General features: G+C 64.7%; 21 protein-coding genes. 7 read left to right on the plus strand and 14 right to left on the minus strand.

What is annotated here, in order from left to right:
* Positions 1–6: 6 nt before the first annotated feature.
* The 6 genes from VEZ38_RS00900 to VEZ38_RS00925 are packed head-to-tail and all read right to left on the minus strand — an operon-like array spanning position 7 to position 10,403.
* The gene (locus tag VEZ38_RS00900) at positions 7–1,089 is read right to left on the minus strand and encodes an N-acetylglucosamine kinase (RefSeq protein WP_324891001.1); all 1,083 of its coding nucleotides are present in this window, start codon (positions 1,087–1,089) and stop codon (positions 7–9) included.
* Positions 1,064–2,971, minus strand: a complete 1,908-nt coding sequence (locus tag VEZ38_RS00905; protein ID WP_324891003.1) for a DUF4838 domain-containing protein — start codon at positions 2,969–2,971, stop codon at positions 1,064–1,066. Before VEZ38_RS00905 ends, VEZ38_RS00900 begins: the two co-directional genes overlap by 26 nt.
* On the minus strand, positions 2,968–4,224 hold the full coding sequence (locus VEZ38_RS00910) for a Gfo/Idh/MocA family oxidoreductase (protein ID WP_324891005.1): 1,257 nt from the start codon (positions 4,222–4,224) through the stop codon (positions 2,968–2,970). The genes VEZ38_RS00905 and VEZ38_RS00910 overlap by 4 nt, the downstream gene beginning before the upstream one ends.
* Positions 4,221–6,536 (minus strand): glycosyl hydrolase family 95 catalytic domain-containing protein, encoded by a 2,316-nt coding sequence (locus VEZ38_RS00915; protein WP_324891006.1) that lies wholly within the window; start codon positions 6,534–6,536, stop codon positions 4,221–4,223. Before VEZ38_RS00915 ends, VEZ38_RS00910 begins: the two co-directional genes overlap by 4 nt.
* A gap of 4 nt (positions 6,537–6,540) precedes the next feature.
* Positions 6,541–8,649, minus strand: a complete 2,109-nt coding sequence (locus VEZ38_RS00920) for a hypothetical protein (RefSeq protein ID WP_324891008.1) — start codon at positions 8,647–8,649, stop codon at positions 6,541–6,543.
* A complete protein-coding gene (locus tag VEZ38_RS00925) occupies positions 8,646–10,403 on the minus strand; it encodes a DUF4091 domain-containing protein (protein ID WP_324891010.1) in 1,758 nt (585 codons plus the stop codon). Before VEZ38_RS00925 ends, VEZ38_RS00920 begins: the two co-directional genes overlap by 4 nt.
* 270 nt (positions 10,404–10,673) lie before the next feature.
* Here VEZ38_RS00925 and VEZ38_RS00930 point away from each other — a divergent pair, with 270 nt between their 5' ends.
* The 7 genes from VEZ38_RS00930 (at position 10,674) to VEZ38_RS00960 (ending at position 18,054) form a co-directional block, all read left to right on the plus strand.
* The gene (locus VEZ38_RS00930) at positions 10,674–12,008 is read left to right on the plus strand and encodes an ABC transporter substrate-binding protein (protein ID WP_324891011.1); all 1,335 of its coding nucleotides are present in this window, start codon (positions 10,674–10,676) and stop codon (positions 12,006–12,008) included.
* A 99-nt stretch (positions 12,009–12,107) separates the two neighbouring features.
* Entirely contained in the window at positions 12,108–12,998 is an 891-nt protein-coding gene (locus VEZ38_RS00935) for a sugar ABC transporter permease (RefSeq protein WP_324891014.1), read from the plus strand.
* A complete protein-coding gene (locus VEZ38_RS00940; RefSeq protein ID WP_324891016.1) occupies positions 12,995–13,828 on the plus strand; it encodes a carbohydrate ABC transporter permease in 834 nt (277 codons plus the stop codon). The genes VEZ38_RS00935 and VEZ38_RS00940 overlap by 4 nt, the downstream gene beginning before the upstream one ends.
* A 45-nt stretch (positions 13,829–13,873) precedes the next feature.
* Complete coding sequence (locus tag VEZ38_RS00945) at positions 13,874–15,793, plus strand: sensor histidine kinase (protein WP_324891018.1); 1,920 nt, start codon at positions 13,874–13,876, stop codon at positions 15,791–15,793.
* 13 nt (positions 15,794–15,806) lie between these two features.
* Positions 15,807–16,556 carry a helix-turn-helix domain-containing protein gene (locus VEZ38_RS00950; RefSeq protein ID WP_324891020.1) on the plus strand — a complete coding sequence of 250 codons (750 nt, stop codon included), beginning with the start codon at positions 15,807–15,809 and terminating at the stop codon, positions 16,554–16,556.
* Positions 16,557–16,558: 2 nt separating this feature from the next.
* Entirely contained in the window at positions 16,559–17,293 is a 735-nt protein-coding gene (locus VEZ38_RS00955) for a sugar isomerase domain-containing protein (protein WP_324891022.1), read from the plus strand.
* On the plus strand, positions 17,290–18,054 hold the full coding sequence (locus VEZ38_RS00960; protein ID WP_324891024.1) for an SIS domain-containing protein: 765 nt from the start codon (positions 17,290–17,292) through the stop codon (positions 18,052–18,054). Before VEZ38_RS00955 ends, VEZ38_RS00960 begins: the two co-directional genes overlap by 4 nt.
* An 88-nt stretch (positions 18,055–18,142) precedes the next feature.
* Here VEZ38_RS00960 and VEZ38_RS00965 read toward each other — a convergent pair whose 3' ends face one another.
* The 8 genes from VEZ38_RS00965 to VEZ38_RS01000 form a co-directional block, all read right to left on the minus strand.
* Positions 18,143–19,168 carry a GntR family transcriptional regulator gene (locus VEZ38_RS00965; RefSeq protein ID WP_324891026.1) on the minus strand — a complete coding sequence of 342 codons (1,026 nt, stop codon included), beginning with the start codon at positions 19,166–19,168 and terminating at the stop codon, positions 18,143–18,145.
* A gap of 24 nt (positions 19,169–19,192) precedes the next feature.
* Positions 19,193–19,996 carry a phytanoyl-CoA dioxygenase family protein gene (locus tag VEZ38_RS00970; protein WP_324891028.1) on the minus strand — a complete coding sequence of 268 codons (804 nt, stop codon included), beginning with the start codon at positions 19,994–19,996 and terminating at the stop codon, positions 19,193–19,195.
* A gap of 78 nt (positions 19,997–20,074) precedes the next feature.
* Positions 20,075–20,968 (minus strand): phytanoyl-CoA dioxygenase family protein, encoded by an 894-nt coding sequence (locus tag VEZ38_RS00975; RefSeq protein WP_324891030.1) that lies wholly within the window; start codon positions 20,966–20,968, stop codon positions 20,075–20,077.
* An 84-nt stretch (positions 20,969–21,052) separates the two neighbouring features.
* A complete protein-coding gene (locus tag VEZ38_RS00980) occupies positions 21,053–21,865 on the minus strand; it encodes an AraC family transcriptional regulator (RefSeq protein WP_324891032.1) in 813 nt (270 codons plus the stop codon).
* A 23-nt stretch (positions 21,866–21,888) separates the two neighbouring features.
* On the minus strand, positions 21,889–22,143 hold the full coding sequence (locus tag VEZ38_RS00985) for a hypothetical protein (protein WP_324891034.1): 255 nt from the start codon (positions 22,141–22,143) through the stop codon (positions 21,889–21,891).
* Positions 22,144–22,183: 40 nt separating this feature from the next.
* A complete protein-coding gene (locus VEZ38_RS00990; protein WP_324891036.1) occupies positions 22,184–22,882 on the minus strand; it encodes an NAD(P)H-binding protein in 699 nt (232 codons plus the stop codon).
* Positions 22,883–22,999: 117 nt separating this feature from the next.
* The gene (locus tag VEZ38_RS00995) at positions 23,000–24,016 is read right to left on the minus strand and encodes a Gfo/Idh/MocA family oxidoreductase (protein ID WP_324891038.1); all 1,017 of its coding nucleotides are present in this window, start codon (positions 24,014–24,016) and stop codon (positions 23,000–23,002) included.
* A gap of 115 nt (positions 24,017–24,131) precedes the next feature.
* Positions 24,132–25,442, minus strand: coding sequence for an alpha-L-fucosidase (locus VEZ38_RS01000; RefSeq protein WP_324891040.1), 1,311 nt, complete (start codon positions 25,440–25,442; stop codon positions 24,132–24,134).
* Between the last annotated feature and the right edge of the window lie 48 nt (positions 25,443–25,490).

Consider the following 25,490-nt stretch of genomic DNA (forward strand, 5'->3'; position numbering starts at 1 on the left):
TGATGTTTAATTCCACGCCGTGCGGTACCGGAACCGTTCGAACTCGGCCTCGATCGTTCGCCGCGCCTCCGCCGGCAGCGCGTTCGCCGGCGGCTCCGGCGGCGACGCGTCCGTCCGCGCGCCGCGGCTTCGTTCGGCGAACCGGGCGAACGCCTCCTCGAAGACGCCGCCGACGACCGGCTCGAACGCGGGCAGCGCGACGGCGACGCCCGGATGCTTCGCGGTCAACTCGCGCTCGAAGCGCTCGAACATCGCGCGGCAGCCTTTCCAAGCGCTGCCCGCCACGGTGACGGGACGGCTCCGCAGCGCGGGGCGGCCGTCCAGCATCGCCGCGGTCAGCGAGGCGAGCTCCTCCCCGGCCGCCTCGAAGATCGCGAGCGCGACGGCGTCGCCGCCCCGCGCCGCGGCCGCCGCGATCGGACAGACGGAGGCGACGAAGGCGCGCGGCGAAGGCGCGCCGTGCAGCCGCCCGAGCAGCTCCTCGAGCGCGCCCAAGCCGAGGCCGTCGACGATCGCTTCCGTCAGCGCCGTCCGCGGGCCTCGCCCCTCCGCCGCGCGAATCGCCGCCGCGATCGCCCGGCGGCCGATGTCGTAGCCGCTGCCCTCGTCGCCGATCCAGCTGCCCCAGCCGCCGAGCGCCGTCTGCGCGCCGCCCTCGATGCCGAAGGCGATCGAGCCCGTGCCGGCGAGCGCCACCGTCCCTTCGCGGCGTCCGAGTCCCGCCCGAAGGCACGCCTCGCCCTCGGAGAGAAGCAGCACCTCGCAGCCGGGGCTGTGACGCAGCAGCGCTTCCTTCATCGCGTCCGCCGCGCCGAGGGCCGTCACGTACGCGCGCGCGATCGAGCCCGGGGCGCAAGCCTCGAGGCAAGGCGCAAGACAGCGCAGCGACTGCTCGCGGATCGACGCGGCCGCGTCGAAGTTCGCGTTGGCGCCGCCGCCCTCCCCGGAGGCGACGTAGCGGAGATCGGCGTCGAACAGCACCGCGCGCATCTTCGTGCCGCCGCTGTCGACGCTGAGGGCGAACCGCCCCGCCTCGATCGCGCCGGCCGCGCCCTGGCGGCGGTCATCGAGCGGAATCGTTCGCATCATCGACGCGGGCGTCCCCGGCGTTGCCCGAATCGCCCGCGGCGCTCGCGGCGGCCGCCTCGGCGGCGCCGGCCGCGCCCGCGGGTTTCGCCAGCGCCTCGTCGAACGGGCTCCAGCCGCCCTCGTACCGGGCGAAGTGCGTAAACCAGACGCCGTCCCGCAGCCGCTCGATCGTCGTTCGCGCGGGAACGTGCTCCGTCAGCTGGCGAATGCCGGCGCGCTCCACGTCCGCGAGGAACCCGTCGAGCTCATCGTCCCGCCCCGGGGCGTCGGGCGGCAAGAAGCACAGCTTCGCGTAGCGGATCGGCAGCCGCGCCCGGCGCAGCCGGTCCAGCGTCGCCTCGTCCGGCGCGAGCGCCTCCGCCTCTTCGAAGCACCGGTCGGCGAGCGCGAGCAGCTCCGGCGTCAAGTAGCCCGCGTCGGGCCGGTCGTAGATGCTCGCGTGCAGCTCCGGCCGCGACGCGACGCGCGTCAATTCGTCGAGGTAGACGCGAAGGCGCGGGCCGCCGGGGCCGTAGACGCCCGCGAGAAAGTCGTCGACGATGTCCTCGGCGTCGGCGTCCGGATTCCACAGCAGCTTCGCCAGCAGGTAAGCGCGAAGCTCGGCGAACTCCCCGCCGCCGCCCTCCGAATAGCTGCCCTGCTCGAACACGCCCTTCACGTTGTTTTCGGCGAACAGCCGCAAATTCGGCTGCAGCACGCCGTAATTCGGGAACGGCAGCACGTAGTTCGAAAAGTTGGTCACGTAATCCCAGACGTACAACCGCTCGCAGATGCGTCCCCATGCGATCAGGTCGGCCGTGAAGGAGTCGCCCGTCCCCTTGCTGTTCTTCAGCAGCAGCTTCTCGCCGCAAGCCGCCAAGGGATGCGAGAAGCAGCATTCGATGCTGCACAGCCGCACGATGACGTTCGGGCGCGGGCGCGTCAGCGCCGGCGGCTTACGCGTGTACTGATAGGCCAGCGTGTCGATCGCGAGCCGCGGGTAGTCCACCTCGAGCGCTTCGGCCAGCCGGTTGACGAATCGGATCAGCGTGCCGCTGTAATTGCCCTCCGCCTCGTCGATCGCCCGGCAGGAGGGACACTCGCACGGATGCTCCCAATCGTTCTGCGATACCGATACGATGCTCGCCTCCGGGTTTTCGTCGATCCACGCCCGCAGCTTCGCGAGCGCCAGCCGGAACACGTCCTCGTTCGTCAAGCATAGCTGCGTCTGCTCGCGAAGCCGCACGCCGCCGACCTCCGAGAAATATTCGGGATGCGCGTCGTAGTGCTCGGCGACCGGGACGAGCGCGTCGAAGGTGTGAACGAACGGCTCGACGTAACGCACGCGCCCGCCCCGCTCCTCGTCGAGCGGCGGGAAATGGCCGTTCACCCGGTTGCGGACCGCCCAATCCGGGTCGCGCGCCTCGGTAAAGAACGGCTCGCGATACTCGAGACGCGGCTTGTCGCGCACGTCGATCGGTCCGGCGAGTTCGAGCGTCTCCCGCTTCGGCACGCGGCTGACGGTCGCCGTAAACCACCGGCAGCCGAAATACCGCTCGAGGAACGCATAGACGCCGTAGATCACGCCGCGCGGGCGGCCGCCGACGATCCACAGCGCGCCGCCGGCCGATCGCAAGGCGAATTCCTCGGCGCCGAACGCCAGCTCCTCCGGCGCGAAATCGCCGAGCTCGGCGGCGCCCTCGCAGAAGCCCACGCGAATTTCGCGCGCCGCTCGCGGCGCCGAAGCGCCGTCGACGATCGGCAGCTCGGCGCCGGACATCTCGCGAAGGTGCGCCTGCAGCTCCCGCGCCGCGCGGCGCTCGGCCGCGGTCGCCCCGCCTCCGACGACGATCGTCCAATCGGTGCGGCCCCGTTCGGCCAATACGTACCTCGTCTCGTTCATCGCCCGTATTCCTCCATTCGCACGATGCGTCCCTCCACGCGGGAGCGTTCCGCCGCCAGCGCCATGAGATGGCTCTGCACCGACTTCGCGGCGGAGGTGAGCCCCTCTTCTTTCCCGCCCTGCGCCACGAGGCGCAGGAAGTCGCCGAGCAGAAGCTGATCGCCGCCGCCGTGGCCGACGGGGCCGTCGACGCGAGGCAGCTCGACCGCGACCGGACCGCTCCCGCCGAAGCGGATGAGCTCCAGCTCGTTGCGCTCCATCGAGCCGCGAATTTCGCCTTCCGTGCCCATCAGCTTGATGGTGCGGTTGTTGGCGGCTGTGAAGGCCGTCATGGTGAAGGCGGCGGTGATGTCGTTTTCGAACCGGAGGTTGACGACTTGATGATCCACCACGTCATTGTCGCAGCGCCAGACGCAACGGCCGTACGGCCCTTCCCGGAGCGCCTTCAGAATGCCCTCCCGGCTGAAATCCTGCGTCGCATAAGCGGTGTATCCGAGGTTTTCCGGGTTCAAATAAAATTTCGGCGCGCTGTAGATGCACTCGTCCTGCAACGGGCAATCGAGACAGCGGTCGGCGGCGCCTTCCGGCGCGCGGTCCGCCCGGTAATGCGAGAGCGCCCCGAACGAGGAAATTTCGGCGCAATCCGCGCCCGCGAGCCACAAAAGAATGTCCATGTCGTGGCATGACTTGGCCATGATCATCGGACTCGCTTCGTCCGCGCGGCGCCACGGCCCCCGCACGAAGCTATGCGCGTGATGATAATAGCCGACGTTCTCGTTGTGCTGAATCGTCATCAGCCGCCCGATCGCGCCCTCGTCCAGCAGCCGCTTGATCGTCTGGAAGAACGGCGCATAACGCAGCACGTGGCTGACGGAGAGCACCCGCCCCGACGCGCGCGCCTTGCGGCCGATCGCGAGAATGTCGCCGGCCTCCGTCGCCATCGGCTTCTCGAGCAGCACGTGATAGCCGAGGTCGAGCGCCCGCACGGTCGGTTCCACATGCATGCGGTCCTGCGTGCAAATCAGCACCCCGTCCGCCTCCGGCGCCGCGTCGAGCAGCTCCGTCCAATCGGCGAAGCACGCCGACGCGGGCAGCCCGAAGTCGGCTTGCATCGCCGCGAGCCGCTCGGCGTTCGGCTCGGCGACGGCGACGACGGCGGCCTCCTCGGGATGCGCGAGCACGTAGTTCGCGTAGATGCGCCCCCGGGCGCCGGCGCCGAGAATCGCCAGCTTGACGATGCCGCCGCCGCTCATCGGTCCGCCTCCCCTGCCGGCCGCACGAGGCACGCTTCGCCGACCGCCAGCGCGACGACGAGCTCGCCGCCCCGCGGCGTCTCGACGATGCGGCCGCCCTCCGGCCCCTCGATCCAGAGCCGCTCGGCGCCGAACGCGTTCCGCAGCCGATAGGCCCCGTCGCGCTCCGCGTACAGCCGTACGGCCTGCAGCGCGCCGCCCTCGGCGCGGATCGAGACGAGCGCGCCCATCTCGCCGCGGAAGTCGTCGAACGCGACGGCGCCGCGCGCCCAAGCGCGAGGCAGCGCGGGGAGCGGCCGGATCGTCTCGCCGTCGGTGCGCAGCAGCATCTCCTGCAGCGCGTCGACGGCCGCGAAGTTGCCCTCGAGCGTGAACGGACGATAGTGGAAGAAGCTCATCCCCGTATGGCGGAAATCGCCGTTGACGTGAAAGCCGTTCGGCGAGCACATATGCCTCCACATCTGCTGCAGATGGTACAGCGCCGCCTCGCCGTTCCCGCCGGCCGCATAGATCGCCGCCGCCCAAGCGTACGAGTAGCCGGTCCACAATCCTCGGCCATACTTCTCCAAATCCTGAATCGACGCATCGAAAATGAACCTCTCCCGCTCGGACCGGTCCGGCTGCACGAGCTTCAGCGGATAGATCGCCATGAGATGCGCATGATGGCGGTGACTTTCGGTCAGCGTGTCGTCCGGGCTGAGCATCAGCACGCCGGCTTCGTTCACGGCGAGCTCCGGCAGCTGCGCGAGCAGTCCGTTCCATCGCGCCGCCTCCTCGGCGTATCCGAGGCGCACGGCCAGCTCCGCGAGGCGGCCGAACAGCCAGCGCATGAGCGACAGGTCGTAGTTGCTGTTCGGCGTCAGCCACGCGTCGAGCGAGTTGTTGTAAATTTCGGGCGAGCTCGACACCGGCAGCGCCAACAAGCCGTCCGGCCCCGGCTTCAGCCATGCGGCGATGCATTCGGCCGTCTCCGACAAGTAGACGTACGCTTTCTCCCGAAGGAAATCGACGTCTCCCGTATACAGCCAGTAATGGTCGAAGCATTGGCACAGCCAAATTTGATTGGCGATGCTGAAGCTGTACATCGGCCAGCCGCCCATCGGGGCGCCGTCGAGCGTCATGACCGACGGCAGGTTGATGCCCGGCGCTTCGAAGAAATCCGACGCGAATTTTCGCGCCTCGGGACGGAGCGCCCACAGGAAATCAAGCAGGCTTTCGCCTTCTTCCAGGTGGTTCGCCTTCGGATAATGCCAATAGCACAGCTGCACGTTCAGATCATGGTGATAATCGCCCTTCCACGGCGGCAGCTTGCCGTCGTCCGCCGTCCAGACGCCTTGCAGCGGCATCGGCGGACACCCTTTGCGGGACGTCGAAGCGAACAGGTAATTGTTCCAATACCATTGGAACTCCGCCTCCTCGTCCGGCAGCGACAGCGCGCTGCGCGCCCAATACCGCGCCCACCAGGCGGCGTGGGCTTCGAGCGCCGCTTCGAAGCCCGTCTCGAGCGCCGCCGCGACGCGGCGTTTCGTCTCCGCCAGCCAGCCGTCGCCCGCGCCGTTCGTCGCGACGGCGAATACGGCTTCCCGCGCGCCGTCCGCCGCGCGCCGCTCGGCGAGCACGATCGCGTACGCGAGCCCCTCGGCGGCTTGCTGCTCGAACCAGCGCATGCCGTCCTCCGCCCGCTCGTCGGCGGCCGGGTAGCCGAGCTGCATCAGATTGCCGTAGACGACCATGTCTTCCGCGTACGATTGCTCCCGCTTGCCCGCGTAATCCGGCGGCAGCACGGCGAGCTCGCCGGCCGCTGCGGCGCCGGTTCCTTCAATGCGCAAATAGCCGAGCTCGTTCTCGGCATGCAGAAAGCAGCGCACGACCGCCTCGCCTTCGTCGTCCGCGAGCCGCACCTCGGCGACGCCGGTCGCGACGGGCAGGCGGCTGACGACCCGGCGCGCCGGAGCGGCGAGCCGGTATTCGAGCGCGCCGGACGGCAGCTTGGTCGGGTACGGATAATCGCCGTAGAAGTCATCGAAACGCTTGCGCAGCCCCTCCTGATCGCCCTCCCGCGCGAGGCGGACCATCTCCCGATACGTGAACCCGGGATCGAGCGTCTCCGGCGCCCGCCGCAAATCCCACACGTCGCCGCGGTCTAGGCTGAAGCGCAAGGGGGCCCCGTCGCCCCAAATCAAACAGCCGACCATCCCGTTGCCGAGCGGCAGCGCCTCGTCCCAACGCCGGATCGCCTCGTCGAAACGCAGCTCGTGAGTCGGCATCCGCTCGAGCGGCTTCCAGTCTTCCTTCTTCGTATGCATCGGCATCCCCTTAGCCCCCTTCCTCGTTGTTTCCGTCGTTCGTAAGCGCACAGGCAAGCACGCAGGTCGACAGCGGCGGGATGCGCCCCGCGAACGCCACGCGCCCGCCGCCGCCCCGCGACGCCTCGACAGGCGCCCCCTCGGGCGCCGACCGGCTGTACATCGTCCACCGCGCCGCGCCGGCCTCGTCCTCGACGCGAAGCTCCCACCCGTCGATCTCGTCCATCGACGCGTTGACGAGCGCATAGACCCGGCCGCGGGCGGCGGTTTCGAACGCGTACACCGACAAGTGCGGGCTGTAGCTCGTCACCATCGCCGGCAGCCGCGCGCTTTCGCCTTCGCTAGCCGCCCAGCGCTCCATCGCCCGCTGGACCGCTTCCTTGCGAATCGGGTTCAGCAGCGCATGGGACCCGGCGACGCCGCCGCCGAACCGGCCGTACGGCAAGATGAAGACGTTCCCGCGCGCGACCGCCATGCCCGCGGACACGCGGCGCCCGTCGGGGTTCATCACCGCCGATATTTCGTCCGGCGCCTCGTCGTAGTCGATCTCGAGGTGCGAGCCTGCGAAAATTTGCACGATCATTCGCGCCTCCTCGAGTTCCGCGTACGTCTCCCCGTTCGTCACCTGTTCGTAAGATTGAAATCCGCTTTCGGGCTCGTGCCACCGGGCGCCGCGGATGCCGAGCAAATCTCCACGGCCGATGTCGAGCAGCGTCTCCACCGCTTCGCCGTCCAGCAATACGAACCGTCCGCGAAACAACGCCGCGAGCGCGTCCCCGTCCCCGGCTTCCGCCGCGTTGCGCAGCGCCTGCCCCGAGACGGCGACCGCCTCCTCGTCGAGCGCGCCGTTCGCTGCGAATCGGTTCGCGACGCCGTACGCCGACAACAGGCTGGCCCATAACGTCTCCTGCGGGTACAGCTCCTCCAGCCGTTCGCCCGACGCCGTACGAAGCGTGTAGGCGCTTCGCTCGAATAACAGCGTCTGTACGCCGCGCTGCCGCTGCGCATGCAGGCCGAGCGAGGCGACAGCGTTCAAGTACGGCTTCGTCTCGCGCATCCACCCCTCCGGCCGCTCGGCGGGGTACGTGCCGTTGCCGCCCATCTCGAGGATGTTCATCGTAATGCCCGCGCTGCCGAGCAGCAGGGCGGTTTCCGTCTGGAACCGCTGGAACGCGGCCGACTTGCTGTATAGCGTATACGGGTAGTTTTCGAGCTCGGGGTAGATCGGCGTCTCGCTCGGGACGAGCGCCGCCGTCGGCCGCGACACCGCATTGAAGCGCCACCAATATTTATAACCGCTGTCCTCCGTGTAAGCCGGCAGGTGCGGGCGGATCGCCGCCGGCTTCCGCCCGCCGCCGAACGCCTCGAAGATGCCGCGCCAATCCCGCCCTTCGGCGGCGTGAATGTCCGGGCAGCTCGTCATGAGGCCGAGCCGCGTCTCCCGCGAGACGCGGTGCACGGCCGACGCGATGACGCCCGCAAGGCCTACGAGCGCCTCCCGATTCGCGTCAAGCCAGACGCGCCGATACGGATGCGGCTCGCCCGGCGCCGTCACGGCGCGGACGAACGACGCCCGGTCGAGCGAGGGGACGCCGGCGCGTTCCGCGAACAGCGCCATATGCGCGTCGCAGAAGCAGCCGCCCCACTCGAGCGGCGCGTGGTTATGGAAGCGGAAGTCGTCCTCGACCCAGATCGTGTCGGGCTTCAGCTCCGCGTAGCAGGCATATATCTCCGCGAGATAACCGCGGAAGTCCTCGCACAGCGGGCAAGCCTGCGCCGTCGCGGATCTTCCGTACGGATCGACCATCAGCCGGAAGCGCTGCGACGGGCGCAGCGTACGGCCGCGGTCCGCGCCGAGCAAACTCGTCCACGGGTTCAAGGACGTCGTCACGCCGATCGCGTCGAGCCGCGCCTTCCCTTTCGCGACGACGTCCATCCACGGCTTCGTCTCCTCGAGCGTTAGATGGCCGCGGTTCAGCTCCTCCTGATTCATAAAAAACATCACGTCGTCGACCGCCGCGGCCTCGCACAGCCGAACGAGCCGATCCAGCTTTTCGTCCTCGCGGTGCCCGGGCTGGACGGCGAACCGCAGCCGGTATGCGAACGGATCCCAGCTCATCGCGCCGCCTCCTCTTCCGCCGCTCCGAGCCCGATATCGAACAATCGATCGTACGCTTCGGTCCGCAGCGCGCACGGCGGCCGCGCGGGGCCGCCGGCGAGAAGCGGCGCGAGCTCGCGCGGATGCTCGAAGGCGAACACCTCGCGCATCGCCGCATCGACCTCGTCGCCGTAGCCCTCGTCGCGAAGCAGGCGCATCCATTCGTAATCGCGGATGCCCCGCTCCAACCACTTCAGCCGCAGGCTCGGCATCGGCCTGCCGGAGGCGCCGGGGTAGACCAGCAGCGTGTCGCCCGCCATCCACTCGGACGGCCGGTACGAGACCTTCTCGTTCGGCCTGTCGGGCCACGCGTAGACGCTCCACCGCAGCAAGCCGTCGAGGCCGAGCCGGTCGACGAGCCACGGCAGCGCGCGGCTCTCGAGCGGCTCCGAGACGAGGAAGCTGTTCGGCCGCCTCGGCTGGCAGCACACGTAAAACTGGAAGCGCCCCGGCGTCTCGGCCCGGATCTCCTGCAGCCGGTCGTACTTCTCCGCGGCGCAGCCGAGATACGGCACGTAGTCGGTAATGCCTTCGAAGCGATGCTCGAGGAAGGTCAGATGATTGATGCACACCGATAGCTTGAGCGACGGCGCGAGCCGGCGAAGCCGGGCCATTCGCCGCTCGAACCGCTCGACGTCGTCCGGCTCGTCCGCCACGATGCGCACCCGATCGGTCCAGCCGCGCGACGCGAAATGGCGCTCCAGCGCGCGAATATAGTCGTCTAGCTGCGACAGCTCCCGCATGAAGCGGTAGACGCGAGCGCCCTCGTCGTAGTAGCGAACCCGGAGTCCGTCCGGGTCGCCCTCCGCCACGGAGCCGTACCCGGCCGCCGGGTCCTGCCAAATGCTGAGCAGGCCGAATACGTCGATGTAACGGGCCATGCCGCGGGCGTCCGCCAGCTCGACGATCCGATCCAGCGCGGAATAGTCGTAATGGAACGCGCCGTCGGCGCGCCGGACGACCCGAACCATGTTATACTCGAACAAATCGGACGGCTCCCGGTCGCGATGGCTGTTCTGACCGGACCAAGGCGCTTCCGAGACGATCGTCGTCACCGTCTTTTGCCCGAGGCGCGAAAGCGGTTCCATATACGCTTCTATTAAGGCGAAGTGCGCCTCCGACCAATACGGCACGCCGTATTTGCGCGCCAGATTCGATTGATGCTGCCACAGGTTGAGATCGAAGCGGTAATCCCGCGGCTCCGGCAGCGTGCGCGCGACGACGCGCACCTCGTAGTCGCACTCGCTCGCGAGCGTCTCGTCCTCGAACAGCTCCCGGACGTACAAGCGGACCGTCCCGCGATAGACGCCCGGCGGCGTCGACGCGTCGGCATGGAACTCGATCCAAACCGACTGCAGCCGGCGCTGCTCCACGTCGACGGCCTGCGCCTCGAGGATCGGATCCGCCGTCTTGCGGCCTTCGTCGTCGTCCGCGAAGCCGATCAACGCGACCTCGCAACGGAGGCCGGGGGACTCCGGCGCGACTTCGAGGCGGGCGATCTTCCGTCTGCCGCCTTTATAAAAGTAAGGATCCCCGCCCACGGTCAGCGAGAACGGCGCCTCCGCGTCGCCGACCACCGCTTGGAAGGCGGCGCTGTCCCGCCTGCCGCACACGACCTCGATCCGGCGCCGCTCGGCGGCGCGGGCGATTTCGTCCCAAGCGTTGTGATGCCATACGTACTTGAAATAAGCGTCTTTCAATCCCATGACCGGCATTGCGGCCGCACCTCCCGTCGTTGCCTATTATAGGAAGCCGACCCGCGGATAGCAATGAACGAGATTTTCTTTTCTTGTCTTTAATTTCGCTATTTTCCGCAGGGGGTGGAAGCGCTAACAAAAAAACCGCCGAAATCGAAACCAAAGACAAGAAATTAAAACGCAAACCATTTAGAATCGTCGGAAAACTCGTCTACAGTTAAAGGAGCCGCATCGCAGCGGCGGAATCAAAGATGAAATCAGTAACGTCAAAAAAGGAGGATTTTCAGTATGCGAAGAAAATCGGCAGCATGGGTCATGGCGTTCCTTCTACTCGTAACGACCGCCTGCGCAGGCGGCGCCGGCACGTCGAATCCGCCCGCGGAAAAGCCCGCAGAGAAGCCGGCGGCGACGGCCTCGGAGACGCCGGCGGCTTCCGAGGAGCCGGCAGCGGCCGACTCCGAGATCAAGGGCGAAATTACGTGGGCGACGCACCGCACGGACTTCGTCGAGAGCGGCTTGTTCGACGCGTATGTCGCTAAGTTTAAAGAAAAATATCCGAACGTGACGGACGTGAAGATCGAAGGCCTCCCGGACTACGGCCAGACGATCCGCGTGCGGATGGCCGCCAACGAGGTGCCGGACGTGCTGTCGCCGCCGGACATGGTGCTCGAAAATTTCCCGTCCTTGTACGTGCCGCTCGACGACCTCGGGCTCAAAGGGAACATTCATCTCGAGGAGACCGGGATGTACGAAGGCAAGCTGTACACGGTTACGTCCGGTGCCGGAACGAACGGGATCATCTACAACAAGAAGGCGTTCGCCGCCGCGGGTCTTTCGGGTCCGCCGAAGACGCTGGACGAATTTTGGGCGGCCGCCGAGGCGCTGAAGAAGGCCGGTCTCGTCGCCATGAACACCGACTTCAAGGACGGCTGGACGGCGCAGTATTACTACGACATCGCGACGTTCCTCACCCCCGACGGGATCAATTACCATAACTTGATTTTCAAGAGCGATCCGCCGCTGCAAATCGACGGACCGATCGGGCAAGGCCTCGGCGTGCTGAAGAAGCTGATCGACGGCGGCTACGTCGAGCCGGACTTGTTCTCCACCGACTGGGAGGGCAGCATTCGGGACATCGCGCAAGGCCGCGCCGGCATGTATTTCATCGGCCAGTGGCTGCTCCCGCAGATGGAGACGACGGGCGGAGGCAATCCCGCCGACTTCGGCTTCGTGCCGTTCCCGTACGACAACAGCGGCACGTATAAAGCGGTGCTGGGCGGCGATTATCACTGGGCCGTCAGCGCGACGAGCGACAATATCCCGACCGCGAAGGCTTGGGTGAAATTTTTGCTCGAGGAGAGCGACTACGCGAACGATTCCGGCTTATTGCCGACGCTGAAGACGCGGGAATCCAACATTCCGCAGCTTGCCGAGTTCAACAGCTTCAATCCGACGTATTTGCCGTACGACCCGCCGAGCCAGGACGCGACGAAGGTCGAGCAGCACATGCAGTTCGACGCGATCAAGTTTATGCAGGAAGCCGTCACCTCCCCCGATATGGCGGCCGTGTTCGACGCGTACGGCAAGAAATATGCGGATGCGAAGAAGAGCTTAGGCTTCTAATCCAACAGGCTTGAGGTCGGCGGTTCGACGCCGGGACGGGGGGAACGACTCCCCGTCCCCCGGCGTGCCGTCCGCGCACCCCGGGAGAAAGGAGCGACTATGCCGCACGTTTCGTTGTCCTATAAATGGCAGAGAAAATTGTTGATCTTCGGCTTTCTGCTTGTCCCCGTTACGCTCGTGACCGTCTTCGGCGTCTATCCGACGCTGCAGCTGCTGCGCCTGAGCTTTACGGCATGGAACGGCTACTTGCCCGACATGCCGTGGGTCGGCTTCGCCAATTACCGGAACGTGCTCACGAATCCGGAGATCTTCACCATTTTCGGCCATAATGCCGTCTACTTCGTCTGGGGATTGTTCCAAAACGTCGTCGGGTTGTTTTTCGCCGTCTTGCTCAATTCCCGCATTCGCGGCCGGAACGTCTACCGCATGCTGCTCTTCCTGCCGTTCATCATGAACGGGACGGCGGTCGCGTTCATGTTCAACTATTTGTACCATTCGCAGGTCGGCTCGCTGAACGCGCTGCTGTCGCTGTTCGCCTCGGAGCCGGTTAAAATCAGCTGGCTGGGCCGCCCCGAGCTCGTGAACCATTCGCTCGCCTTCGTCGGCTTCTGGAAAAACGTCGGGTTCAATATGGTCATCTATTTGGCGGCGCTGCAATCCATTCCGTCCGACATCGTCGAAGCGGCGAAGATGGACGGCGCCAATCGGCTTCAGCTGCTGCGGTCGATCACGCTCCCCAGCATCGTGAAAGTCATCGAGCTCAACCTGTTTCTGACGGTCATCGGCGCCCTGGAGGCGTTCGAGCTGCCCTTCCTGCTTACGAAAGGCGGTCCGCTCGGCTCGAGCGAGACGTTCGTGACGAAGACGGTGGACACGGCGTTCGAATTCGCGAACTTCGGCCTCGCCTCGAGCATGAGCGTCGTCCTCATCCTGATCGTCGCCGTCGTGCTGCTGGCGCAGCGTCTCGTCATCCGGAGGTGGGATTCATGACGGCCCGTCTGTTCCGCCCGGTGCAATGGCTCAAATACGCGTTCCTGTGGCTGGGCGTGTTATCCATTCTGTTCCCGCCCTATGTCGTCTTCTTGAACGCTTTCAAGGGACAGCAGGAATTCGCGCAGTCGCATGTGTTCGATTGGCCCCGCAGCTTCCTGAATTTCGAAAATTTCGAGTATGTGCTGTCCGCGGGCAATATGCTGCAGGCGTTCGGCAACACGGGATACATTATGGCGCTCTCGCTGGCCGCGAATCTTCTGATCGGCACGATGGCCGCGTACGTGCTCGGCCGGTTCGAATTCCGGCTGAAGAAATACGTCATGGCAATCTACATCGCCATCGCCTTCATTCCGACCATCACGACGCAGGTCGCCATCTTTACGGTCATCAAGTCGCTGGGTTTGTTTAACACGATCTACGCCCCGGTCGTCTTGTACATCGGCACGGATATCATGCAGCTCTACGTCTATTTGCAATTTATCCGGACGATCCCGTACGAGCTCGACGAGGCCGCCATGGTGGAAGGCGCTTCCCTGTTCCGGATTTACCGGTCCATCGTGCTGCCGCTCCTCATGCCCGCCGTGACGACGATGATGATTATAAAGTCGATCAATATTTACAACGACATGTACATTCCGTATTTGTATATGCCCGCGCAGGAGCTGGGCGTCGTCTCCACGACCTTGATGCGGTTCGTCGCCGGGCGGACGACGGAGTGGCAATACATCTCCGCATCCATTCTGATTATTATGCTGCCGCTGATCGCGCTGTTTTTGTTCGCCCAAAAATATGTGTTTGCCGGAATCGTGACCGGTGCAGTAAAATAGTCTCACCTTTAATGGATCGTCGGCACGAGGGGGGGGTCGGACCGGATGAGAAGCTTCCGCGCGTCGATGTCACGGCTTTGGAACGCGATGCTGTCCGTCGCGTTCAACATGAACTTGCAAACCAAGATGATCGCGGTCTTCGTCTTCCTGTTGTCGCTCCCGATTCTCGCCGTCAGCTTCATGGCCTATCGCCATTACGCGGGGCTGAGCGAGGCGAAGACCGTCTCGTACGTGTCGGAGATCGCGCACAAGAACACGGGAAGGCTCGACGACTACGTCGAGGATTTGTTCAATATGTCCGCCATGCCGCTCTACATGTCTTCCCCGCGCCTTAGCGAAAACGTCATGCGGTATTTGGCGACCCCGGGCACGAACCTCGAGAAGGTCGATTTTTTGAACGCGTATCTTCAATATTTGAACAAAATCAAACCGGACACCGTCTCCGTCTATTTGTTCGATAACTACGGCAACGTGTTTTACAACGTGAAATCGTACGGCAAGCGCATCGACCTCGCGGACGTCGCCCCCCTCTGGCGGGAGGCGGCCGCGCAAGGCAGCGGCTCGCCGCGGCTCATCAGCACGCAGAAGGTGCCTACCGAGCTTTCCGCGGACGACAGCCGGTACTCGTATTACGCGTTCACGGTCGTCCGCGAGCTGAAGGATCTTCACACCCGGCTGCCGATCGGCTTCATCGCGTTCGATACGAGGCTTAGCGCGTTCGAGCAATGGATTACGGACCTCGACGAAGTGACGAAGGGAAAGACGATGCTCGTCGACGCGGAAAACCGGGTCGTCTACCATAGCGACCGGGGCCGCATTTCGGAGACGCTGCCGGCGTCTTCGCCGCTCGTGCAGCGCGCCTTGGAGCCCAAGGGCTCGTTCCTGTTCGACGAGGACGGCGTCTCTTACCGCGTCATCTACGAGCAGTCGAATCGCACCGGCTGGAAAATGTTCGTCTACGTGCCCGTCTCGGAATTTACCCGGCAGGCCGAGGAGGTCCGCAAGTTTTCGGACGCGAGCACGCTCCTGATCGTCGCCTTCGCGCTGGTCATTTCGATCATCATCACGTACGCCTTGACCCGGCCGCTCCGCAAGATGAAGCTGCTTATGGTGAAGGTGCAGCGCGGCGACTTGAACGTGCGCTTCAACGTGAAGTATAGCGACGAGATCGGTTCGCTCGGCCGCACCTTCAACGCGATGCTGGATCGGATTCAGGCGCTGCTCCGGGAAATTCAATGGACGCAGGACCGGAAGAAGGAAGTCGAGTTCGAGTCGCTTCAGAACCAGATTAATCCGCACTTCATCTACAACACGCTCGAGACGATCCGCATGACGGCGGAAGCGAACGACGACGAAGAAACCGCGGATATGATCTACGTGCTCGGCCGGCTGCTGCGGTACAGCGTGGACAAGGGACAGCCGCTGGTGACCGTGGAGGACGAGCTCGTCCACCTGCGCAATTACCTCGCGCTGCAAAACTTCCGTTTCTCCGACCGCTTCGTGCTCGTCGAGGACATTCCGGAAGCGATGCTGCGCTACCAATGCCTGAAGCTGATCTTCCAGCCCGTCGTCGAAAATGCGATCTACCACGCCTTCAAGCAAAAGGAGGGCTCCGGCACGATCCGCATCTCCGCCGAGCGCGCGGGCGACGGCGTGCTCTTCCATATTCGGGACGACGGGGTCGGCATGGGCCCGGAGGAGCTGAAGCGGCTGACCGAACGGTTGACCGACCGTTCCGCGGAGGTGAACTCCAACGGCATCGGCCTTCGCAACGTGCACGAGCGCATTCAGCTGCATTACGGGACGCCATACGGACTGCGCGTCTCGAGCGAGCTCGGACGCGGAACGGTCGTTACGCTGCATCTGCCGGGTACGCGGGGCGCGGCGGGAGCGGCGGGGGCTGCGGAGCGTCCGGAGGCGCAAGGCGCTTACCTCGATGCGCCCGACCGGAAGAAGCAGGCATAAAGGAGGCTCGCATATGGCGCTCAAGGTCATGGTCGTCGACGACGAGCAGCGCATCCGCAAGGGCATCGAAGCGGTGCTGAAGCGTTCGCCGCTGGAAATCGAGATCGTCGGCTCGTATTCGAACGGCCGGGAAGCGCTGACGCACGTCATCGCTATGGAACCCGGCGATCTCGACGTGCTGATCACCGATATCGAGATGCCGTTCATGGACGGCCTCTCGCTCATCGAACACGTTCGCAAGCGCTTGCCCGAACTGCAGACGATCGTGCTTAGCGGCTACAGCGAGTTCGAATACGCTCGTAAGGCGTTCCGTCTCGGCGTCACCGATTACTTGCTGAAGCCGGTAGAGAAATCGCAGCTGTTCCGGCTGCTCGAGGCGTGCGGCAAGAAGCCGCCGCAGCCGGAAGCCGCCGACGCGGCGGAGGAAGGGCCGGGCGGCAACACGCTCGTCGCGCAAATTCACCGTCTGCTTGAGCAAGAATACGCGAACCGGCTCGATCTCAAACGGCTCGCGACCGCGATCGGCTTCAGCCCGAGCTATATCAGCCATCAATTCAGCCAAAAGACCGGCGAGACGATTACCGATTATTTGAATCGGCTGCGGATCGAGAAGGCGAAGCGGTTCCTGCTGGACCATCCCGATCTGAAAATGTACGAGGTCGCTCAAACCGTCGGCTATGCCGACGCGATCTACTTTCATAAGATGTTTAAGAAGCTCACCGGGATAACGCCCCGGGAATTCAAGGAACGCGGAGGGAACTAGCCATGTCGTTGGTCCGAACGTATTTCGATCGATTGCGCTCGCTCGTGGAACGCATCGAGACGTCTCAGGCGGAGCCCATCGCACGAGCGGCCGAAGCCGTCTCGACGGCGATGAGCGAAGGCCGCTGCATTCACGTATACGATACCGGGCATATGCTCGACAGCGAGCTGATTAACCGGGCCGGGGGGTTCGCGGCGTTCCATGCGCTGCGCGTGCGCTTCGAGGTGGACGACGCGGTGCGCGACCGGCCCGAGCTGGCGGCGAAGGACCGCAGCCTCGAAGGCTTGGCCGAATTCGCCCTTCGGGCGAGCAAGGCGCTGCCCGGCGACGTGCTTATTATCGGAAGCGTGTCTGGCAAGTCCGCGCTGCCGGTCGACCTCGCGCTCGCCGCGCGGCGCATGGGGCTGTACGTGATCGCGATGACGAGCGTCACGTACTCCTCGATGCTGAAGAGCGACCATTCAAGCGGGAAGCGGCTGTTCGAGGCGGCGGATCTCGTGCTCGACAACTGCGCCCCTCCGCTCGACGCGATGGTGGAGGCGCCCGGCCTCGAGGCGGCGATCTGCCCGGCCTCGGGCATCGCCGCAGCCGCGATCATGTGGGCCGTGACGGCGCAGGCGACGGAAAACCTGCTCGCGCTCGGCAAGCCGCCGTCCGTGCTCAAGTCGATTAATTATCCGGGGAGCGACGCGTTCAATCAGACGATGTACCGGCGTTACGCCGAGACGTCCCTATGACCGGCGCGCCGAAGCCGTCCGGGACGGCGGTCGATCGGTATTTCGAGGAGGTGCGGGCGCTGCTGGCGCGGGCGCAGGCGGAGCAGCGAACCGCGATGGAGGAGACGGCCGCGCTCTTCGCGCGAACGGTGCAGCGCGGCGGCACGCTCTTCGTGACCGGCTGCAGTCATTCCAGCATCTTCGCGCAGGAAGTGTTTTACCGCGCGGGCGGCTTCCTGCTCATGAATCCGTTGTTTCTGCCCGGCATGACACTCGAGAAGCCGCCCGTCACGCTCACGACTCGCTTCGAACGGCTGTCCGGGCTCGCCGAGGCGGTGCTCGAGGAATCGCCGGTTCGCCCGGGCGACGTCCTCGTCATCGCCTCGGTGTCGGGCCGCAACGCCGTGCCGATCGAGATGGCGCTGTGGGCCAAGGCGCGGGGCGTCGCCGTCGTCGCGCTGACGTCGGTGCCGTATTCCGAACGCGTCGAAAGCCGCCATGCCGGCGGCAAACGGTTATTCGAGCTGGCGGATTACACGCTCGACCTGTTATGTCCGCCGGGGGACGCGGTGCTCGCCATCGACGGCTTGTCCGAGAAAACCGGCCCCGCGTCGACGGTCGTCGGCGTCGCGATGCTGCACGCCGTCGTCGCGCGGACGCTCGAGCTGCTGATCGAAGCCGGCGTCGAGCCGCCCGTCTTCGTCTCCGCAAACATCGACGGCGCCGAGGAGACGAACCGCCGCCGTCTCGAGGCGTACGGCTCGAGAATTCATTACCTATAGGCAGCCGGGAACAAACAAAGAAACCTACAGGCGTCCAAGCGGGCCCGTAGGTTTCTTTGTTTACGTCCGGGGAATCGCACCTCTCCCGTTACAGGCGCACGACGTCCCCTCGCAGCAGGTACGTCCCGGCCTGCCAATGCTCGCCCTGATTGCTTTGGACCGCCAAGCGGCGGTACGAAGCCTCCGCCAGCTCCTTCATCGGCTGCCGATACGCCGTCATCCGAAAGCCCGCCATGTCGGGCAGCAGGTCGATCGCCGCGAGCGGGCACGCCGCCTCGAGCCCCCGCGCGCGGAGCGACTTCGCCGCGGCGATCCCGACCGGCCCGTTGCAGCATAGCAGTCCGCAGGGCAGCGTTCCCTCCGCCGTCAGTTCGTCGAACAGGCGCTCGATCTCCTGCTCGACCGGCCCCCTCCACGGAATCGTCCGGATCTCGTCTCCCGGCCGCATCCCGTCGCGGAACGCTCGCTCCCGCGCCGTCTCGCTCGGCAGCTCGACGCCGTGGAAACCGATAAACACGAGCTTCCCGTCCGTGCGCGCCCGCAGATCGTCGACGAGCGAGAGCACGGCGTCGCGGTGGTCGACGCTGACGACGTCCGCGACGTCGCTCTCGAACGGCTGGTCGAAGAAGACGAGATTCATGCCGACCGTCCTTAGGCGGCGCAGCAGCCCGAAGTCGATCCGGTCGGTTTGCGGCCACAGCACTACGTTGCGAATGTGTTTCTTGACGAAGCGGAAAAACAGCTGATCCGACTGGAAGGCGTCGCCCTGGAAATCTTGCTTGAACAGCACCAAAGACCCGTTCTCCTCCGCGGTTTTCTCGAAGTGCTCCATGAAGGATGCGAAGAACGGGTTATGGGTAGCCGAGACGAGCGCGATCAGGTCGAGGGAGCCGGCATAGCCCCCGCGGCGGTCGGCGACGACCGTGCCTTGCCCTTGCACGCTCGAGATCAAGCCGTCTTTCTTCAGCTCCTCCAGCGCCTTGCGGACGGTGACCCGGCTCAGCCCGTGCCGCTCGCACAGCAGCTGTTCGGTCGGGAGCGGCGAGCCGCCCGCATAGACGCCTTGGATAATGTCTTTCGTCAGTTGATCGATGAGCGTCCCGTACAATGACATGGAAGATTACATTCCTAACGTGTATTAGCTTTTGACTTCGTCCGTGCTGGCGATATGCAGCTCCTTCGGCAATCTGGCGAACCGCTCCGTCGGCACGATCCCTTCCGGGTTATGCTTGAACTCGTCGACCCCGCGCACGAGGTACGCCTTAAATTGAGGCGCGCGGGACAAGTCGCACTTTACGTTCGTGCCCGAATAGCGGATCGTCAATCCCGTGCGCCACCGGTCCGAGCCGTTCGCCGGCGAGCCGTGCACGATGTTGTCGTCGTGCAGCGACATCTGCCCGGCGCGCAGCGTAAGCGACTTGGCGTCCCGCTCGTCGAAGGTGCCTTGCTCGAGCTCCAGCGCCAAGACGGAATCGCTCGAAACGGTGTTGTGCTTGATCAAGCCGGCTTTATGCGTCTTCGGGATGACCTTCATCGCGCCGTTCTCTTCGTCGACGTCCGTGAACGCCAGCCACACCGTGACCGAATGATGCGGAGAGAGCGGCCAGTAGTAAGCGTCTTGGTGCCATGCGACCGTGTCGGAGCTCTTCGGCGGCTTCGCGAAAAATTGCGAACCCCACATGTAGAAGTTCGGACCGAGAATGCCTTCGACGTAAGCCAAAATTTGCGGATGCGTGCAGATGTCGTACAGCCACTTGCTGCTCATATGCCATTCCCGAATATGCTGCATCTTCTCGCCCGGCTCGAGGTACGCCTGAAGCTGCTTCAGCTCCTCGTTCAGCGTCGCCATCTCCTCCGGGGTAAACACCGGAGCAAGGTCGATCAGATAGCCGTTCTCATGATAAAACGCTTTCTGTTCTTCCGTCAACGTAACGTAAGACATCGATGAGGCCCTCCCGAATTTGTATTTAATTATAATACAAATTTACAACGATACGACGGCCCCGTCAATCCCGAACGTCTATACGCCCCATTCCTTGCGCGCTTCGCTCACCGGCTTCGGCGGCACCTTGCCCCACGCGTAGTGCGCCTTCGGCTTCCGTCCGACCCAGCGGTCGTCGACGGGCTCCGACGCCCGCTGGTACCGCGTATCGCTGCTGATCCGGTACCGGTTCGTCGTGTTGTTGAAGGACGCGTGCATCATGAACATGCCGAAAATAATGACGTCCCCCGCGTTGAACGTCGTCGTCGCCCACGTGCCGCCGAAATTTTCGATCATCTCGACCGGGTCCTCGGTAAACCAGCCGGTCGCCACATTGTCGCGGTCGACGTCCATCTGTCCGTAGCTCGCCTTAATTTTCTCGTAATGCTGGGACCCCAGCAGCAGCGCGAGCGTGCCGAGCTCCGGCGGTATGTCGCCGAACGGCGTCCACATCGTATACAGCTCTTTCGTTCCCCGCCCCATATAGACGATGTCGTAGTGCGCCCCGGTGTTGCCGCCGTTCGCGATCGCTCTCGGCCACTTATAGTCGTACGTCATCGCCTTCTCGCCGAACAGCTCGTCGAAGAAGCGCATCGTCCGCTCGCTTTCCACCACCTCGAGGAACGTCGGAAAGTCCGCCCTCAGCTCCTCCGCGCCACCGCCCCACATGCCGGATTTATTGTCGGGGTGCACGACGGCTTCCTCGACGGGATAATCCGGATGCAGCCTTCCCATACTGTGCAGCTTCGCCAAAAACTCGCCTCTCGCCTTCAGCACCTGCGCCCGGTCGTGGAAATCGCGAAGGAGCAAGTAGCCGTCTTCGCGAAGCCGCGCGCGCAGCGCCTCGACGTCGCCCAACACATCGTTCGAATCCCGCAGCTCGACGACTTCCGTTCCGTAGTCCAGCTCGGCCTTGCCCATTTGCAGCTTCATCTTGCCCAGCACCCTTTCGTCGATCGAATACTTTCATCTTACGAGGCAGAGGGTCGGCCGTCTTTACGAGAAACCCGACGCGATTTATTCGAAACCCGACGAGGGCGCGCCGTCCGGCCGGTTGAGCCGAAGCGACGCCTTCCATTCCTTGGGCGAAACCCCGAGCTCCTTCTTGAACCAAGCCGAGAAGGCATGGATCGTCGCGAAGCCGACCGCCTCGCCCACCTCTTGAACGCTGCGCGTCGTCGAGCTCAGCATCCATTGCGCTTCGGCGACCCTGCACCGCTGCTGGTATTGCTTCGGCGTCATGCCGTACGTTTTCAGAAAATGCTTCCGAAACCCGTCCTCGCTCAACCCGCTCATCCGGGCGAGCCTCGCCACCGACAGCGGCTCGGGCAGCCGCTCGCGAATATAGTCCGCCGCCCGGGCGACGGACAGCACCTCCGCGCCGGCGTCCCCGTGCTCGGACAGAAAGACGAGAAACAGCTGCAGCCACGCCGAATACGCCGTATCCGGATCCTTAGCCGGCGACGTCAAATCGCGCAGCCAGAGGCGGAACAGCGTTTCGTATTGCGTCTTGTGGGCGGGCGACAGCCGCAAATCGGCGTACGGCTTGCCGCCGAGCAGCGCCTCGAACCGCTGGAGCGCCGCCCCGGCGACCCCGTCCGCCAAGATGACGCCGAAGCGGATCGGCGTGACGGCGTGGAAGGAATGCAGGGTGCCCGGACGGATAGCGAGCACGCGGCCGCTCTCGACGGCGGTCTCTCCGCGCTCCGTCCGAAACCGCCCGCTTCCTTCCAATATCATCGTCAGCTCGTGGCTCGCGTGCGCGTATAACCGCTCGTCCTCCCACTCGCTGTCATGCGTTCCTATGAAGCTCCTGATTCGCATCGGCATTCGCGCTTCGTCCCTCGCTCCTATCAAATTCCGCGCCCCCGCGTCTCGCGGCCGCGACCGCCGGCCGGGCTGCGCGCGGACCTCGAGACGCGGCGGCGGCGCACCCACCACCAGGCCGCGAGCTCGGCGGAGATCCAGCCGGCGGCGAGCATCGCCGTCAAATATTTGCGGTCCAGCTCCGGGAACGCGTAGCCGTACAGCAGCATCGCGACGACGACGAACGCGAGGCGCACCCCCTTCGCGATCCGCCGCCCTTCCGCTTTGAACGTTCGAGCCAATGATTTCCCTCCTTTGCGTACCGTTTCCCTTCTCGACGCCCTAAGAGTTCGGCGCCATCCGATGCAGTTGGTCGTTCTCGTACACATGCGTCCCCGGCAGGAACATCTGCGCGACGCGCACCATGACCGCCGCGACGTCGTCCGCCTCGATCGGCCGGTATTTGCGCAGCGGACCGGCGAACGCGAACATCAGCGGGCGGGCGACCCAGACGCCGATGCGCTCCCCGAGCCGGAATTGCTCCCGCTCGCCGAGCAAGAGCGACGGGCGCACGATCGAAATCATCGGCACGCCCGACGCGCGGACGGCCGCCTCCGTCTCGCCCTTCACGCGGCTGTAGAAAATTTTCGACGACGGATCCGCGCCCATCGACGACACGAGCACGTACCGCTGGGCGCCTGCCGCCGCCGCGAGCCGCGCCGCCGCGACGGGGTACTCGTAGTCGACCTCGCGGAACCGCGCCTGCGTCCCCGCCTGCCGAATCGTCGTGCCGAGCGCGCAAAACACGTCGTCCGCGCCCTCGAACGGCTCGCCGTCCATCGCCGCAAGGTCGTCCAGCACGACCTGCGTCAGCTTGTCCTGCGTCAGCTTGTCCTGCGTCAGCTTGTCCCGCGCCGGCAGCGCCCGCCGCGAGACGACCGTCACGCGCTCGTACGCCGGCGACGCGAGCAGCCGTTCCAAGACGCGGCGTCCCACCAAGCCCGTCGCCCCGAGCAGCACCGCCTTCTTCTTCGTTTCCATCCGCGTCGCCTCCGCCGTCATCATGATCACCACTATTATACTGGAAACTCGGCCGAGCGAAAAAACTTTCGTTACGCAGGGGAACGCAAAAGGCCGGCATGCCGCCGGCCCCGAACCTTACTTATGCAGCTCCTCGTACGGCACCGGCAGCTCCTGGCCCGCCGCGGCCGAGCGCTCCGTCGTCTCGATGACGGCGATGTTGCGCAGGGCGCTCTCGGCCGTCACGATCAGCGGGGCGCCGCGGTACAGGTGGTCGGCGACATTTTCGTAATACTTCTCGCCCTGGTCCTTCATCGTCTGCACCTCGGTCTCGACGCGCACCCCGTTGAGGTCGGTGTAGAGCGTCAGCTTCCCGTCGAAAATGTTCGCGTCCACGATGCCGCCCTTCGTCCCCTGCACCCGAATGTGCGGCTTGGCGGCGTGGGTCAGGCTGGAGATCGTGACGTCGATCGTGGCGCCGTTTTCCATATAGATGCGGCTGTCCACATGATCCTCGTTCGTGAATTCATGCCACAGCAGGTTATGCACGACGCCCCGCACGCTGCGGATGCCGCCCGGCACGACGCCGAGCGCGTAATCGACCAGATGCGCCCCCCAGTCGTACAGCGCGCCGCCGGAGATCGCCTTGTCGGAGCGCCACCAAGTCAGCGGACGACCATAGCTGCCGAACGCCATTTCGATTTGGAAAATGTCCCCGATGATGCCCTTCGCCATCAGATCCTTCAGCGTCAGGTACCACCCGTCCCAACGGCGGTTGTGATAGACGGAAAGCATCTTGCCCTGCGCGCGGGCGAGCTGCGTCATCTCGTAGCCTTCCTCCGCCGTAATGCACATCGGCTTCTCGAGAATCGCGTGTTTGCCGGAAGCGAGAATACGCTTTCCGAGATCGGCATGCGTGTTATGCGGCGTAATGACCGTAACGAGATCGATATCGCCTCGCGCGAGCAGCTCGTCCGGGTTCGTGTAGACGTCAATGTCCGGGAAGTCCTGCTTCGCTTGCGCGGCGCGGGCCGGATCGAGGTCGCACGCCGCCGCGAAGGCGATGCCGTTCTTCGTCATTTGCTTCGCGTGCTGCATGCCCATGTTGAACGCGCCGCCGTAGCCGATGACGGCGCCGCGCAGTTGAGTCGTCATATTGTTCACGCTCCATTGGATAGGTAGTTCGGAATCGCTTCCGGATCATGTTTACTTTACCAGAACCGCCCGGCGGGACGCCATGTCCCGGATGGTCGCGGCATGTACGATCTGGCTATTGTTGTTCCGGCAGCGCCCCCGGCTCCAGCTCCAGCTCGATGACCGTATCGATCTCGTCGGGCAGCCGCGCCGTCTGAATCCATATCAGCTCGTCTTCGGGGTAATGATGCGCGAACAGGTGGCCGAGGGCGACCTCCGACCCGTCGGCGAGCCGTCGCGCGCGCCGAATTTTTCCCTTCAGGCCGACGAGGTGAATGGCTCCGACGCCTTTGTCGAGAATATGCGCGTACAGCGTGTTCCCCTTCCGCGTATACCGGCCCCAGTCGGGACGCGGCAGCCCCGCGCGGCCGCAGCCGTAGATGCTGGCGCCGTTCTTGTCCATCCACCGGCCGATCTCGCGAAGAATATCCTCCGATTCCTCCGGGATGACGCCCCGCGCGTCGGGTCCGACGTTCAGCAGCAGGTTGCCGCCTTTGCTGACGCACTCGACGAGCGCGCGCACCATATCCTTCGCGGACTTGTAATCTTTATCGTTGGCGTTATAGCCCCAGTGGTTATTCAGCGTAATGCACGCTTCCCACGGGATCGGCTTCCCCGCCTCGTTCAGCACCCCGTGCGGCGGCAGCGCCTGCTCCGGCGACGCGAAGTCGCCGGCGTACTCCTCCGGCGTCTCCGCCTTGATATTGCCGCCTAGCCGGTTGTCGATGACGATATCCGGCTGCAGCGCGCGGACCGTACGGACGAGCTCGGTCGCCCGCCACGCCTCGCCCCGGAGGCGCTCGTACGAGAAATCGAACCACATGACGTCGATCTTGCCGTAACCGGTCAGCAGCTCGCGCACTTGCCCGTGCATGTAGTCGAGGTAACGGTCGAAGTCGTGCGTCTTGCCGCGGAACGACTCCTCGTCGCGCATCGGATGGACGAGGTCGCCGTAATGCGGGTAATCGTCGTGGTGCCAGTCGAGGAGCGAATAATACAGTCCGACCTTCAGCCCTTCGGCGCGGAACGCGTCGACGAATTCGCGGACGAGGTCTTTGCCGATCGGCGTGTTCGTAGATTTGTAGTCGGTCAGCGCGCTGTCGAACAGGCAGAAGCCGTCATGATGCTTCGCCGTCAGTACGGCGTACTTTTGGCCCGCCGCCTTGCCGAGCTTCGCCCATGCCTTCGGGTCGTACGACGTCGGGTTAAATTCCTCGAAATACGGTCGGTACCGCTCTTTGGAAAGACGCTCGTGGCTTCGCACCCATTCCCCGCGCGCCGGGATCGCATAGAGCCCCCAATGGATAAACATGCCGAAACGCGCCTCGGCGAACCACGCCTTCCCCGCCGGCGCTTGGGTTTGCGCACCTCGCTGCCGCTCTGACATCGCATTTTCCCCCTTCGTTATCGGTTTCCCTCATTGTAGATGCGCCCA

This window comes from Paenibacillus sp. (assembly GCF_035645235.1).
Classification (GTDB): domain Bacteria; phylum Bacillota; class Bacilli; order Paenibacillales; family YIM-B00363; genus Paenibacillus_AE.